Source organism: Streptomyces sp. NPDC048483 (assembly GCF_040651455.1).
GTDB lineage: Bacteria > Actinomycetota > Actinomycetes > Streptomycetales > Streptomycetaceae > Streptomyces.
The window spans coordinates 33,677-47,680 of record NZ_JBEZJZ010000003.1 but is presented as its reverse complement, the minus strand read 5'-3'; the positions used below and the strand labels follow the sequence as shown (position 1 = coordinate 47,680).

Annotated in this window: 9 protein-coding genes; 5 read left to right on the top strand and 4 right to left on the bottom strand. The window is 70.9% G+C overall.

Annotated features, from left to right (window positions below; genetic code table 11):
• Window positions 1-5: 5 nt before the first annotated feature.
• The 3 genes from AB0D04_RS02300 to AB0D04_RS02290 all read right to left on the bottom strand — a co-directional run bounded on the left by AB0D04_RS02300 (window position 6) and on the right by AB0D04_RS02290 (window position 3,634).
• Complete coding sequence (locus tag AB0D04_RS02300; protein WP_362698396.1) at window positions 6-926, bottom strand: hypothetical protein; 921 nt, start codon at window positions 924-926, stop codon at window positions 6-8.
• A gap of 213 nt (window positions 927-1,139) precedes the next feature.
• Window positions 1,140-2,180, bottom strand: coding sequence for a metallophosphoesterase (locus AB0D04_RS02295; RefSeq protein WP_362698393.1), 1,041 nt, complete (start codon window positions 2,178-2,180; stop codon window positions 1,140-1,142).
• A 353-nt stretch (window positions 2,181-2,533) separates the two neighbouring features.
• On the bottom strand, window positions 2,534-3,634 hold the full coding sequence (locus tag AB0D04_RS02290; RefSeq protein ID WP_362698390.1) for a LacI family DNA-binding transcriptional regulator: 1,101 nt from the start codon (window positions 3,632-3,634) through the stop codon (window positions 2,534-2,536).
• Between the two features lie 408 nt (window positions 3,635-4,042).
• On the opposite strand from AB0D04_RS02290, the gene hisC reads away from it, so the two are divergent.
• Complete coding sequence (gene hisC, locus AB0D04_RS02285) at window positions 4,043-5,122, top strand: histidinol-phosphate transaminase (RefSeq protein WP_362698387.1); 1,080 nt, start codon at window positions 4,043-4,045, stop codon at window positions 5,120-5,122.
• A 69-nt stretch (window positions 5,123-5,191) separates the two neighbouring features.
• Here the strand turns inward: hisC and AB0D04_RS02280 are convergent, their stop codons facing one another.
• A complete protein-coding gene (locus AB0D04_RS02280) occupies window positions 5,192-5,560 on the bottom strand; it encodes a cyclophilin-like fold protein (protein ID WP_362698384.1) in 369 nt (122 codons plus the stop codon).
• Between the two features lie 247 nt (window positions 5,561-5,807).
• On the opposite strand from AB0D04_RS02280, the gene AB0D04_RS02275 reads away from it, so the two are divergent.
• The 4 genes from AB0D04_RS02275 (at window position 5,808) to AB0D04_RS02260 (ending at window position 13,902) form a co-directional block, all read left to right on the top strand.
• The gene (locus AB0D04_RS02275; protein ID WP_362698381.1) at window positions 5,808-7,316 is read left to right on the top strand and encodes a cytochrome ubiquinol oxidase subunit I; all 1,509 of its coding nucleotides are present in this window, start codon (window positions 5,808-5,810) and stop codon (window positions 7,314-7,316) included.
• A 9-nt stretch (window positions 7,317-7,325) separates the two neighbouring features.
• Window positions 7,326-8,366 carry a cytochrome d ubiquinol oxidase subunit II gene (gene cydB, locus AB0D04_RS02270; protein ID WP_362698378.1) on the top strand — a complete coding sequence of 347 codons (1,041 nt, stop codon included), beginning with the start codon at window positions 7,326-7,328 and terminating at the stop codon, window positions 8,364-8,366.
• A 12-nt stretch (window positions 8,367-8,378) separates the two neighbouring features.
• Window positions 8,379-12,017 carry a thiol reductant ABC exporter subunit CydD gene (gene cydD / locus AB0D04_RS02265; RefSeq protein WP_362698375.1) on the top strand — a complete coding sequence of 1,213 codons (3,639 nt, stop codon included), beginning with the start codon at window positions 8,379-8,381 and terminating at the stop codon, window positions 12,015-12,017.
• A gap of 205 nt (window positions 12,018-12,222) precedes the next feature.
• Window positions 12,223-13,902, top strand: coding sequence for a GAF domain-containing protein (locus AB0D04_RS02260; protein WP_362698773.1), 1,680 nt, complete (start codon window positions 12,223-12,225; stop codon window positions 13,900-13,902).
• Window positions 13,903-14,004 lie beyond the last annotated feature (102 nt).

Below are 14,004 nucleotides of genomic sequence, written 5' to 3'. Positions count from 1 at the left end.
CCGGCCTACTCCGACGGCGCACCCTCCGGCCCCGCCCCCGGGCCCCCGTACTCCGGACTCGTGAAATCCGGGCTGGAGTAGCGCGGACGCGAACCCGACGAGCCGCTGTCGGGGCTCGAGAACTTGGGGCGGGTGTAGCCGAGGGTGGGGATGCGGTGTTGCGGGGCGGGGCGGGGGACGTAGGGGGCGGGGTCGGTGGTGGGCGAAGGGTCGGTGAGGGCCTCGCGGAGGAAGGGGAGCAGGCCGCGTTCCAGGAGGGCGTGGCGCCAGGCGTCGTGGGCGCGGTCGAGGTCCACAGTCAGGAGCTCTTCCGCTCTGCCGGTACGGGCGGACGTCGATCCGTTGCGCAGGGCCGTGACGACGAGGCCGGCCATCGCGACGAGGGAGCCCGCCGCCGTCAGCGCGGCGAATATCCAGCCGACGCTGATCAGCGGCTGAGCCATGGACCGGTCGGGGCTGACGGCGCGCAGGATGTAGCCGATGAGCAGGAAAAGGACGGCGGCGATGCCGGCGAGGACCGGGACGAGCACGGCGACCATGGCGGCCAGTCCGGCGCCGGCCGCTTCCGTGGCCCCAGGCAGGGCCGTGGTGTCGTCCGAGTCCGTACCGGTGGCCGATCCTGTCGCCTCACCCGCGGCCTCGTCCTGCTCCGCGCCCGCCGCCACGCCCCCCGACGGCGCCGTCGCGGGCGCCCGCAGGGCGGCGCGGAGTTGGACATAGCGCTGGTATTCGGCCGTGGCGCAGGCGGCGATGGCCGCGGTGGCGCTGAGGGCCATCGTGCGCAACTGCTCAGCGTTGAGGTGCTTGCCTGTGGCGGCGGTGAGGCCGTCCGGGCGCTGTCCGGCGGTGCGCAGTGCCTCATCGAGGAGCCGCGCGAATTCCTCGCGGTCCTCGTTCAGCAGGTGCGGAGCGCTGTTCATGTGCATCCCCCGATGCTCCGTAGGGCCGTAATGGCCGGCTGGGCCGGGCAGTGGGCGGAAACGGAGGAGAGCCTGCTACGGATAGCCCGATGGTAGAGCGACTCCGGCACGGGGTGACAGTGAGTTTGCGGAATTTGAGTAATGCCGCGACCGGAATCCACCCCAACCCAAGGCCCGTCGCCCGCCCACCGGCCCGGTGTACACCTGCCCGCGGAACGCTCAGCCACTCAGGGGAAGTTGAACCACCAGCAGTTTTCCGGCCATGGTGACGCCGCCGTCCATGGCGATGGCGAGTCCGTCGGCGTAGACGTGCGGACCGTCGACCGCGGTGCCGTCGCCCTCGCCGTCCTCCGTGCCGACCTCGCCGAGCAGATACGGGATCGGGCTGTGGCCGTGCACCACGCGCTCGCCGCCGTAGGCGTCCAGGAGTTCGCGTACGGCCTGCGAGCCGGCCTCGTCGCGGAAGGCGAAGCGCTTGGTGAACTTACGGAACAGGTCCCAGACTTCGTCGGCGTCGCTGCGGGTCAGCACGTCGTGGACGGTGTCGTTGACGGCCTCGATGGAGTCGCCGTACTCGAGGTAGGCGGTGGTGTCGGAGTGCACGAGCAGATGCCCGTCCTCCTCCATGACGGCGTCCAGGCGGGCCATCCACTGCAGGTGGTGGTCCTCCAGGCGGTCCATGTCGGACTTCTGGCCGCCGTTGAGGAGCCAGGCGGCCTGGAAGGAGGCGGTGCCGGCGCCGGACTGGACGGGGGTATCACCGAACCGCTTGGCGCCCAGCAGCAGGAGCTCGTGGTTGCCCATCAGGGCCTTGCAGTAGCCGCCGGCCGCCGCGGCCTCGGCGGAGAGCTGCATCACCAGATCGATGACGCCGATGCCGTCCGGGCCGCGGTCGGTGAAGTCGCCGAGGAACCAGAGGCGGGCGTTGCCGGCCGCCCAGTTGCCGTCGGCGTCGATCAGCCCCTCGGCGGCGAGCGCCTCGCGCAGCTCGTCGTAATAGCCGTGGACGTCACCGACGACATACAGCGGGCCCATGCCTTCGGGCGCGTCCTGGTCGGCGGCGGTCTGGGCCGACGGGATCAGGTCGGAGACCGGGCGGTCGATGAGGGTGTCGGTGCGGCCCGCGCCGATGACCGGGAGGTCGCGGACGGTCGGGGTGTACTCCTCGGGCAGCTCGACCGGCGCGGCGGGCGTCGGCACCAGTGGCGGTGCGGTCGGGGGCCCGGCGGGCAGATGGACCGGCGGTCCGACCGGCGGCATCGGAGGTGGCCCCGCGGGCGCGCCGGAGCGCGGTCCGGGCGGCACAGGAGACGCCGGATTGTGTCCCGCCATGGTCCACACCATGGGTCCCTGACTGGCCCCCTGAGTCATCGACCCCTCCACCGTCGCGCCGCCGTGCACCTCTCGGACCTTGCCTGGTCGACGGCGGTCCGCGGTGTCGTGCGCCCATCATAGGAATGCCGGTAGCGGGTTGTGACGCACCAGGGGGTGATCAATCAGCCAGAGCCCGGCGTTCGCGGCTGATTTCTCCCAGGATCGCCCTGTTTTTTCCTGCCCGAAGGAGGCAGGTGGGCGCCGATGTTACGCGTGATTCGTCGTATGACGGCACGCGCTCAGGCGCCGGCCGGTCCCCTCGGTGGGCTCACGGTCGTGCGGTGGGAGCGTCGCTGGGACGAGGTCCGCACGATCAGATCGGTCGGTATCACCTGTTCGATGGGCCGACCGTGGTCGAGACCTTCGATGGCGTCGATGAGGATCTGGACGACGGCGGTGCCGATCCGACGGGGCTTGAGGGAGAGGGTGGTGATCGGCGGCTCGGTCGTGGCGTAGACGGTGGACTCGCTGCAGCAGACCAGCAGCAGGTCCTCGGGGACGCGCAGGCCGTACCGCCGGGCGGCGGCTAGCAGGTCCGTGCCGTTGGGATCGAAGAGTCCGTAGACGGCGTCGGGCCGGTCGGGGCGGGCCAGCAGCCGGTCGGCGGCGACGGCGCCCGCGCAGGGGTCGTGGGCAGGGTAGGACTCGTACACCGGGTCCTGGCCGACCCGCTCGCACCAGCTCAGATACGCGGTGGTGGAAAGCCGGGTGTAGGTGTCGGTGGTGTTGCCCGTCAGCAGGCCGATGCGGCGGGCGCCGGCGTCGGCGAGATGGTCGAGCAGGCCCAGGACGGCCGCCTCGTGGTCGTTGTCGACCCAGCCGGTGACGGGGAGCGCGCCGCCGGGGCGGCCGTCGGAGACGACGGGGATGCCGTGCCGGACGAGTTCGGTGACGACGGGGTCACCGTCGGCGGGGTCGATGACGACGGTGCCGTCCAGGGCAACGTTGGACCACACGTCGTGGCGGGAGGTCGCGGGCAGGATGACCAGCGCATAGCCGCGGGCCAGTGCCGCGGAGGTGGCGGCTCTGGCCATCTCGGCGAAGTACGCGAATTCGGTGAAGGTGAAAGGTTCATCCCCGTACGTGGTCACGGTCAGGCCGAGGAGCCCTGACTTGCCGGTACGGAGGGTGCGGGCGGCGGCGGAAGGGCGGTAGCCCAGCCGGTCGGCCACCTCGCGGACATGGCTACGGGTGGCATCCGGAAGCCGGCCCTTGCCGTTGAGCGCGTCGGAGACAGTCGTGATGGACACACCGGCTGCGGCGGCCACGTCCCGGATGCCCGCCCGTCCCAGCCGGCGACCGGTCGACCGGCTCACCTGGTGCTTCCCTGCTGCTGTCATGGCGAGCCGATAGTAGGGCTCGGCAGGGCCATTCGCGGGGCCCCACCGAGGCTTGTCAAAAGGTACGTTTCTGCATGGTGACTACCCATCAATACCCTTTGAAACACAGGTAGTTGGCGCTCAAAATGATCATACGGGGGGATTTCTGCCGCGCTTGCCTGTCGATCGGGAGAGGTCTCGAAGAGGTCTCAAGTCACCTTCACGGGGGATGCGCGCCAGGGCGCAAGCCACCGGCGCGTAACAGAGTGGGGAGCGCTCCGTAGAGCCTGTGCGCGGGGTGCTGGCGCGGGGTGCTGGCGCGGTTGCCCGCCGGGCGCCGCCGCTGGGGCGGGGGCTGCCGCCGGACGGGCCAATCCTCATAAGGTGTGCAGTATTGGAGTCGAGCGGGACGGTCGAGGAGGACCTGCGGTGAGCGAGAAGACCCCGAAGCTGCGTGCTGCGCTGGACGGCATTCCGACCTACAAGCCGGGCCGGCCCGCCGCGGCGGACGGCCCTGCGGCCTACAAGCTGTCCTCCAACGAGAACCCCTATCCGCCGCTGCCGGGCGTCCTGGAGAGCGCGGTGACCGCCGCCGGGTCCTTCAACCGCTACCCGGACATGGCCTGTACGGGCCTCATGGCGGAGCTGGCCGAGCGCTTCTCGGTGCCGCTCTCCCACCTGGCGACCGGGACCGGCTCGGTGGGAGTGGCGCAGCAGCTGGTGCAGTCCACGGCCGGGCCCGGCGATGAAGTGATCTACGCCTGGCGGTCGTTCGAGGCGTACCCGATCATCACCCGGGTCTCCGGAGCCACTCCCGTACAGGTGCCGCTGACCTCCGGCGAGGTGCACGACCTGGACGCGATGCTCGCAGCGGTCACCGACCGGACCCGGCTGATTTTCGTTTGCAACCCCAATAACCCCACCGGCACCGTCGTACGCCGCGCCGAGCTGGAGTCCTTCCTGGACCGGGTGCCGAGCGACGTCCTGGTGGTGCTGGACGAGGCGTATCGCGAATTCATCCGGGACGAGCAGGTGCCGGACGGTATCGAGCTCTACCGCGACCGGCCCAATGTGTGTGTGCTGCGGACCTTCTCCAAGGCGTACGGCCTGGCGGGGCTGCGGATCGGGTTCGCGGTGGCGCATGAGCCGGTGGCGGCGGCGCTGCGCAAGACGGCGGTGCCGTTCGGGGTGAGCCAGCTGGCGCAGGAGGCGGCGGTGGCGTCGCTGCGCAGCGAGGCGGCGCTGCTGGAGCGGGTCGACGCACTGGTGGCCGAGCGGGCACGGGTGGCGGACGCGCTGGCCGGGCAGGGGTGGACGGTCCCCGAGTCGCAGGCCAACTTCGTCTGGCTGCGGCTGGGGGACCGTGCCGTCGACTTCGCGGCGGCGTGTGAACGCGCCGGGGTGGTGGTGCGGCCGTTCCCTGGTGAGGGGGTGCGCGTGACGATCGGCGAGAGCGCGGCGATGGATCTGTTCCTGGAGGCCGCGCAGGAGTTCCGCAAGGCGCTGTAGGGCGCGGGACGCGCCGTCAGGGCCTTGGCAAGGTCCTGCGCTGGGGCCGTGGGTCGTTGACCTGCGGCCTCAGGCTTTTTGTACGTGAATGGCGTCGCCGCCGCGGACGGTGGCCAGCGCGCGCGGGTCGCCGTCGAGGCGGCCCAGCACATTGCAGGGCGAGGCCAGGCGGGGCTCGTCGCCCCGGGAGATCGGTGTGGGCCCGTACGGCAGCGCCAGGGCGTTGCCCTCGGTCCAGAAAGCGACCGTGCCGGGTTCGACGACCTGGCGGGCGCCGGCCTCCAGCGCGGGCGTGAGCCCGGTGTCGAAGTAGACCTCTTCGCCCCAGGTGTGGGCGGTGCCGGCGATGGGCAGCGCCGCGACCAGTGCCGCGGCGGTCGGGGTGTCGTCGAGGGTGGCGGTCACATGCCCTGCGGGCCAGGAGATACGGATTCTCATGGCGACGAATTCAACAATATGTTGAAGCCCGGGGGAAGGGGTGTGCAGTAAGCGCGGAATAAGGATTCATATGCCATGGATTCCAGCGTGACGGCGGTCACGTACCCCCCTTATCGAAGGGTGAAGGTGCATGGGTAATAATGCTTGTGAATGTGAACGCGTTCACAAGCGCACCCGCTCTGTCTTGTCCATGGGGGCAGAACAGGGACTTTGCCGTGGTGCAACGGCGACGTAAGGAGGAAGCGACGTGGAGCTGGCGTTGGCGCCAGAGACTCTGGCGCGATGGCAATTCGGCATCACCACCGTCTACCACTACCTGTTCGTTCCCCTGACGATCTCCCTTGCCGCTCTCGTGGCCGGACTGGAGACCGCATGGGTGCGCACGGCGAAGCAGAAGTACCTCAAGGCGACCAAGTTCTGGGGCAAGCTGTTCCTGATCAACATCGCGATGGGTGTCGTCACCGGCATCGTCCAGGAGTTCCAGTTCGGCATGAACTGGTCCGACTACTCGCGGTTCGTCGGTGACATCTTCGGCGCCCCGCTCGCCTTCGAGGCGCTCATCGCGTTCTTCTTCGAGTCCACCTTCATCGGACTGTGGATCTTCGGCTGGGACAAGCTGCCCAAGAAGATCCACTGCTTCTGCATATGGATGGTCTCGATCGGCACGATCCTGTCCGCGTACTTCATCCTCGCCGCCAACTCCTGGATGCAGCACCCGGTCGGCTACCGCTACAACGCCCACACCGGCCGTGCCGAGCTCACCGACTTCTGGCAGGTGCTCACCCAGGACACCACTCTGGTCGTCGCCTTCCACACGCTCACCGCCGCCTTCCTGACCGGCGCCGCGTTCATGGTCGGCATCTCCGCGTACCACTTGATGCGCAAGAAGCACATCAAGGTGATGCGTACGTCGCTGCGGCTCGGCCTGGTCACGCTGGTCGTCTCCGGACTGCTCACCGCGATCAGCGGTGACGAGCTCGGCAAGGTCATGTTCAAGCAGCAGCCGATGAAGATGGCCGCCGCCGAGGCTCTGTGGGACAAGGAAGAGCCGGCGCCGTTCTCGGTCTTCGCCTACGGCGATGTCGAAAAGGGCCACAACACCGTCGCCGTCGAGGTCCCCGGCCTGCTCTCCTTCCTCGCGCACAACGACTTCACCTCGCCGGTCCCCGGCATCAACGACGTCAACAAGGCCGAGCAGCAGAAGTTCGGGCCCGGCGACTACCGGCCCAACATCCCGGTCGCCTACTGGGGCTTCCGCTGGATGATCGGCTTCGGTATGTCGTCCTTCGCCATCGGACTGGCCGGGCTCTGGCTCACCCGGAAGAAGTTCTGGCTGGCGCCGGGGCTGCGTACCGGAGACGAGGAACCACCCCGGCTCGCGCTCACCAAGAACAAGGAACTCGGCGCCCGCCTGAGCAAGTGGTACTGGTCGCTCGCCTTCCTCACCCTCGGCTTCCCGCTCATTGCGAACTCCTGGGGCTGGATCTTCACCGAGATGGGCCGCCAGCCCTGGGTCGTCTACGGCGTGCTGCGCACCTCGGATGCGGTGTCCCCGGGCGTCTCGCAGGGCGAGGTGATCACCTCCCTGGCCGTCTTCACCACGCTCTACGCGATCCTCGCCGTGGTCGAGGTCCGGCTGCTGGTGAAGTACGTCAAGGCCGGCCCCCAGGAGCTCACCGACTCCGACCTCAACCCGCCCACCAAGATCGGCGGCGACCCCACGGACGCCGACCGGCCGATGGCCTTCTCGTACTAGGAGGCGGCTGTGCAACTCCACGACATCTGGTTCGTCCTCATCGCCTTTCTGTGGACCGGGTACTTCTTCCTCGAAGGGTTCGACTTCGGGATCGGCGTGCTCACCAAGCTCCTCGCCCGGGACCGGCTCGAGAAGCGCGTACTGATCAACACCATCGGCCCGGTCTGGGACGGTAACGAGGTCTGGCTGCTCAGCGCGGCCGGCGCGACCTTCGCCGCCTTCCCGGACTGGTACGCCACCCTCTTCTCCGGCTTCTACCTGCCGCTGCTGCTGATCCTGGTCTGCCTGATCGTGCGCGGCGTCGCCTTCGAGTACCGCGCCAAGCGGGCCGAGGAGGCATGGCAGCGCAACTGGGAGACGGCGATCTTCTGGACCTCGCTGCTGCCCGCCGTCCTGTGGGGCATCGCGTTCGGCAACATCGTGCACGGCGTGAAGATCGATGCGCACAAGGAGTACGTCGGCACCCTCCTGGACCTGCTGAACCCGTACGCGATCCTGGGCGGCCTGGTCACCCTGACCCTGTTCACCTTCCACGGTGCGGTGTTCGCCTCGCTCAAGACGGTGGGCGACATCCGGGAGCGGGCGCGCAGGATGGCGACCGTACTCGGGCTGCTCGCGGCCGTGACGGCGATCGCGTTCCTGGCCTGGACCCAGGCCAGCAGGGGTGACGGCGGCAGCTTGATCGCCATGATCGTCGCGGTGGTCGCGCTGATCGCGGCGCTCGGGGCCAACCGGCTCGGCCGCGAGGGATGGGCGTTTGCGTTCTCCGGGATCACCATTGCGGCCGCGGTCGCCATGCTGTTCCTCACGCTGTTCCCGAACGTCATGCCGTCGACGCTGAACGAGAGCTGGAGCCTTACGGTTACCAATGCCTCGTCCAGCCCGTACACCCTGAAGATCATGACCTGGGGTGCGGCGATCGCTGCGCCTCTCGTGATGCTCTACCAGGGGTGGACGTACTGGGTCTTCCGCAAGCGGATCGGCACCCAGCACATCGCCGACGCCCATACGCCGACGGCCGACGCTCCTGCCCCAACGCCCTCCAGCTGACGGAGGTTTCACGTGAAACCGATCGACCCGCGCCTGCTCCGATACGCCCGCGCCACCCGCCTCTTCCTTGTCGCGGTGGTGGCACTCGGGCTTGCCGGAGCGGGGCTGGTCGTCGGACAGGCCATGCTGATCGCCGAGATCGTGGTCGGTGCCTTCCTGCACGACCTCGATCTCGGCGCTCTGACCACACCGGTCGCGCTGCTCGCCGCGGTTTCGGCCGGCCGGGGGCTGGTCTCCTGGCTCACCGAACTGGCCGCGCACCGGGCAGGCGCCGCGGTCAAGTCCGAGCTGCGGATGCGGCTGATCGAACGGGCGGCGCGGCTGGGCCCCGGCGCCACGGTCCGCCGTGCGGGCGCCGGCGCGCAGGCACCGGACGCGCACAGCCCCGAGGGCGACGCGGGCACGCTGGAGATGCGTACCGGCGAACTGGCCACCCTCGCCACCCGCGGCATCGACGCCCTCGACGACTACTTCGCCCGCTATCTGCCGCAGCTGGGCCTGGCGGTCGTCGTCCCCGTCGCCGTACTCGCCCGGATCGTCCTGGGCGACTGGATCTCCGCGCTGACGATCGTCGTCACCCTGCCGCTCATCCCGCTGTTCATGATCCTGATCGGCTGGACCACGCAGTCGCGGATGGACCGCCAGTGGCGGCTGCTCGCCCGGCTCTCCGGCCACTTCCTCGACGTCGTCGAGGGCCTGCCCACCCTCAAGGTCTTCGGCCGGGCCAAGGCCCAGGCCGCCTCGATCCGTGCCATCACCGGTGAATACCGCCGCGCGACGCTGCGCACCCTGCGGATCGCCTTTCTCTCGTCCTTCGCCCTCGAACTGCTTGCCACCATCTCCGTCGCGCTGGTCGCGGTCGGCATCGGAATGCGCCTGGTGCACGGCGAACTCGACCTCTACACCGGCCTGTTGGTGCTGGTCCTGGCGCCCGAGGCGTATCTGCCGCTGCGGCAGGTGGGCGCGCAGTACCACGCCGCGGCCGAGGGGCTGTCCGCCGCGGAGGAGATCTTCGCGGTGCTGGAGACGCCGCTGCCCGCGCCCGGCACCGCGCCCGCGCCCGAAGGCACCGGGCTGGCCGTCGAGAACCTGGTCGTCCGCCACCCCGGACGCACCGCCGACTCGCTCCCCGCGACCTCGTTCGAGGTCCGGCCCGGCGAGACCGTGGCCCTGGTCGGCCCCTCGGGCGCCGGCAAGTCCACGCTGCTGAGTGTGCTGCTCGGCTTCACCGCACCGGCCGAGGGCCGCGCCCTGGCAGACGGCCAGGACATCGCGTCCCTCTCCCCCGAAAGCTGGCGGCGACGGATCGCCTGGGTCCCGCAGCACCCGCACCTTTTCGCCGGCACCATTGCCGAGAACGTCCGGCTGGCGCGCCCGGACGCGGACGACGCGGCGGTACGGGCCGCGCTGCGCGACGCCGGGGCGCTGGACTTTGTTGACGTGCTCCCGCACGGCGCGGCCACCCGCCTCGGCGAGTTGGGCGCCGGACTCTCCGCAGGCCAGCGCCAGCGCATCGGGCTCGCCCGCGCCTTCCTCGCCGACCGCCCGATCCTGTTGCTGGACGAGCCGACTGCCAATCTCGACGGTGAGACCGAGGAAGCTGTCGTGGCGGCGGTCCGCCGCCTCGCGGCCGGTCGTACGGTCCTGCTGGTCGTCCACCGGCCGGCGCTGCTGGCGGTGGCGGACCGGGTGGTGCGGCTGGCGGGGCGGGACACGGTTTCGCGCGCGGCTTCGGTTGAGGGCGTGGCCCCGGGGCCGGCGCCGGATGTTTCACGTGAAACAGCAGCGGGGCCGCCCGCGCGGTCCGCGGTCTCCACAACGTCCGCCGATGACGCCGCAGTTGAGCCCGTCCCGGCCGGCTCCCCGGCGCTGACGCGCCTGCGGCGCATGGCCCGGACCCGCCGGTCCCGCTTCGCGCTGGCCCTTCTGCTCGGGAGCCTCGCGCTGGGCAGCGCGGTCGGCCTCATGGCGACCTCCGGCTGGCTGATCTCGCGGGCCGCGCAGCAGCCGCCGGTGCTGTATCTGATGGTGGCGGTCACCGCGACCCGCGCGTTCGGCATCGGGCGGGCGGTTTTCCGCTACGCCGAGCGGCTGGTCGCGCACGACGCGGTGTTCCGGATGCTCGCCGATGTACGCGTCGCGGTCTTCCGGCGCCTGGAGCGGCTGGCGCCGGCCGGTCTCAAGGAGCGCAGCCGCGGCGATCTGCTCTCGCGGCTCGTCGCCGATGTCGATGCGGTGCAGGACTACTTCCTGCGCTGGCTGCTGCCCGTCGGGGCCGCGGTGGTGGTCGGCGCGGGTGCCGTGGGGTTCACCGGCCGGCTGCTGCCGGAGGCCGGCGCGATCCTCGCCGTCGGGCTGCTGCTCGCGGGCGCGGGCGTGCCGCTGCTCTCGGGTGTGCTGGCCCGGCGGGCGGAGCGTCAGCTGGCGCCGGCACGTGGTGTGCTGTCCACCCGCATCGTCGATCTCCTCACCGGTACGGCCGAGTTGACCGTGGCCGGCGCCCTTCCGGCCCGTACGGACGCGGCCCGGCGCGCGGACCGTGACCTGACCCGGATCGCCTCCCGCTCGGCCGCCGCGGCCGGAGCAGGGGCCGGGCTCTCGGCGCTGCTGTGCGGGCTGACCGTCGCCGCGGCGGCGGTGGCCGGAGTCCAGGCGGTGCACGCGGGCCGGCTGCACGGGGTCGCGCTGGCCGTCGTTGTCCTCATCCCGCTGGCGGCGTTCGAGGCGGTGGCCGGGCTGCCGCTCGCCGTGCAGTACCGCCAGCGCACCTGGCGCGCCGCCGAGCGGGTCTTCGAGGTGCTTGACGCGCCGGTGCCGGTGCAGGAGCCGGCCTCGCCGGTCACGGCTCCCGAGGCCCCGTTCCCGCTGGCCGTACAGGACCTGGCCGCGCGCCACCCGGGGCAGGCGGAGCCCGCGTTGGACGGCGTCGGCTTTACGCTGACGGCGGGCCGACGGCTGGCCGTCGTCGGTCCGTCCGGGTCCGGCAAGACCACGCTGGCGCAGGTCCTGCTGCGCTTCCTCGACCAGGAGGCCGGCGCGTACACCCTTGCCGGGACGGATGCCCGGACGATGGACGGTGACGCGGTGCGGCGGCTGGTGGGGCTGTGTGCGCAGGACGCGCACCTCTTCGACAGCTCGCTGAGGGAGAACCTCAGGCTTGCCCGCCGGGGCGGCCCGGAGGCGGCGGATCCCGGCGACCAGGACCTGTGGGACGCGCTCGAGCGGGCGCGGCTGGCGGACTGGGTGCGCGGCCTGCCCGACGGGCTGGACACCATGGTCGGCGAGCACGGCGCCCGGCTGTCGGGTGGTCAGCGGCAGCGGCTGGCGCTGGCCCGCGCGCTGCTCGCGGACTTCCCGGTGCTGGTCCTGGACGAGCCCGCCGAGCACCTCGACCTGGCCACCGCCGACGCGCTGACCGCGGATCTGCTGGCCGCGACCGAGGGTCGTACGACGGTCCTGATCACCCACCGGCTCACCGGCCTCGATGCGGTCGACGAGGTGCTCGTCCTGGACCGCGGCCGGGCCGTACAGCACGGCGGATACGCGGAGCTGGCGACGGCCGACGGTCCGTTCCGGCGGATGCTGGAGCGCGAGCGGGCGGTCGATGCGGCCTACGGTGAGGGCCACGCGTCGGCTCGCGTCCCCGCATAAGGCCTGCCTTCTGGCCGCCGGGCCCCGCATAACCGGACTTTCGCCGGAAATGGGCCCTTATTAGGCTCATGGCATGGCAGTCACGGCAGGACCCCCGGACCCCAGGGACAGCGGCCGGACGGATCGCGGAGAGGCGGATCTTGGAGAGTCGGACCGTCGGCAGGCGAACCGCGCGGAGACGGACGCGTCCCCGGCCCGCGACGCCATGGCCGTGGCCACCGAGGCCACCCGCAGCCTGCAGGGACTGTCGTCCGAGCTGACCGCCCGGATCCCGCAGTTGCTGGAGGCGATGCGGACGGTCGGCGCGGGCCTCGATCTGCACATCACTCTCGACCGGATCGTGGAGACCGCCGCCGAGCTGGCCGATGCCCGTTATGCCGCGATCGGGATCATCGACGAAGCCCGTGAGGGGCTGTCGGACTTTGTGACGTACGGCGTGACCGCGCAGCAGCACCGGCAGATCGGCGCGCTGCCCGACGGCCACAAGGGCCTGCTGGGTGCGCTGATCCACGATCCGAAGCCGCTGCGCCTGGCCGACCTCACCCGGGACCCGCGATCGGCCGGATTTCCGCCGGAGCACCCGCCGATGCGGACGTTCCTGGGGGTGCCGATCCGCGTCCAGGGGGAGATCTTCGGCAACCTCTATCTGACGGAGAAGCGCGGCGGCGGCGCGTTCAGCGAGGGGGACCTGCACATGGTGCGGGTGCTGGCCACCGAGGCCGGTATCGCGATCGGCAACGCCCGGATGCATGCGGCGATCCGTCAGCGGGAGCGCTGGATCGACGGCTCGGTCGCGGTGACCACCGAGCTTCTGGCGGGCAGCGATGTCGACGATGCGCTCGCGGTGGTCGCCGAGCAGGCGCGGCGGCTGGCGGATTCGGCGGCCGGGATTGTGCTGCTGCCCGACGATGAGGGCGGGCTGGAGATCGTCGCGGTGTCGGCGGACGACCCCACCGGCATCATGGGCACGCAGATTCCGCCGGACAGTCCGGTGGCGGAGCAACTGCTCGCCGGGGAGCCGGTGTTCGTGGACGATTCGGCCGCCGACCCCCGCATGGTGACGGCCATCGCGCCGCGCTTCGGCCCGAGCATGATGCTGCCGCTCAAGAGCGGCGGCCGGGTGCTGGGCACGCTCGCGATCCCGCGCAACCGCGGTGCCCGCCCGTACACCGCCGCCGAGCGGACGCTGGCCATCCAGTTCGCGGCGCAGGCCGCGCTGGCGCTGGTGCTGGCCGATGCGCAGCGCGACCGTGAGCGGCTGGCGGTGCTGGAGGACCGCGACCGGATCGCCCGTGACCTGCACGATCTGGTCATCCAGCGGCTGTTCGCGACCGGGATGATGCTGGAGAGCGCGCACCGTAAGGCCCTGGTGCCGGAGGTGACGCTGGGCGTCGGCAAGGCAGTCGACGAACTGGACGTGACCATTCAGGAGATCCGGACCGCGATCTTCGCGCTCCAGCAGGGCCCGGCCGAGGCGCCGTCCGGTCTGCGCACCCGGGTGCTGCGCGAGATCGGCACCGCCGCCGTCCCTCTCGGCTTCCAGCCGTCGGCCAACTTCATCGGGCCGGTCGACTCCCGGGTCGGCGAGCTGACCGGCAAGAACCTCGTTGCCGCCCTGCGCGAGGCGCTCTCGAACGCCTTCCGGCACGCTCAGGCCTCCCGGATCGAGGTCGTCGTCGACGCGACGATCACCCTGCCGGACGGGTCGGAGGGGGTTCGCCTGACGGTCGCCGACGACGGCATCGGCATCGCGGAGGGCGGCCGTCGCAGCGGCCTGAAGAATCTCGCCAAGCGCGCGGAGTCGCTCGGCGGATCCAGTGCGTACGGACCAGGGCTGGGCGACGGCGGCACCGGGACGAAAGTGACGTGGGAGGCGCCGCTGTGAGGGGGCGGCACTGCGCCGTTCGGGGCGTTGGACGGGCTGTGCGGGCCTAAAATCCGTAGATTTCAGGATATTTAGGATCAATCTCGCCCTATGCGTTCATGG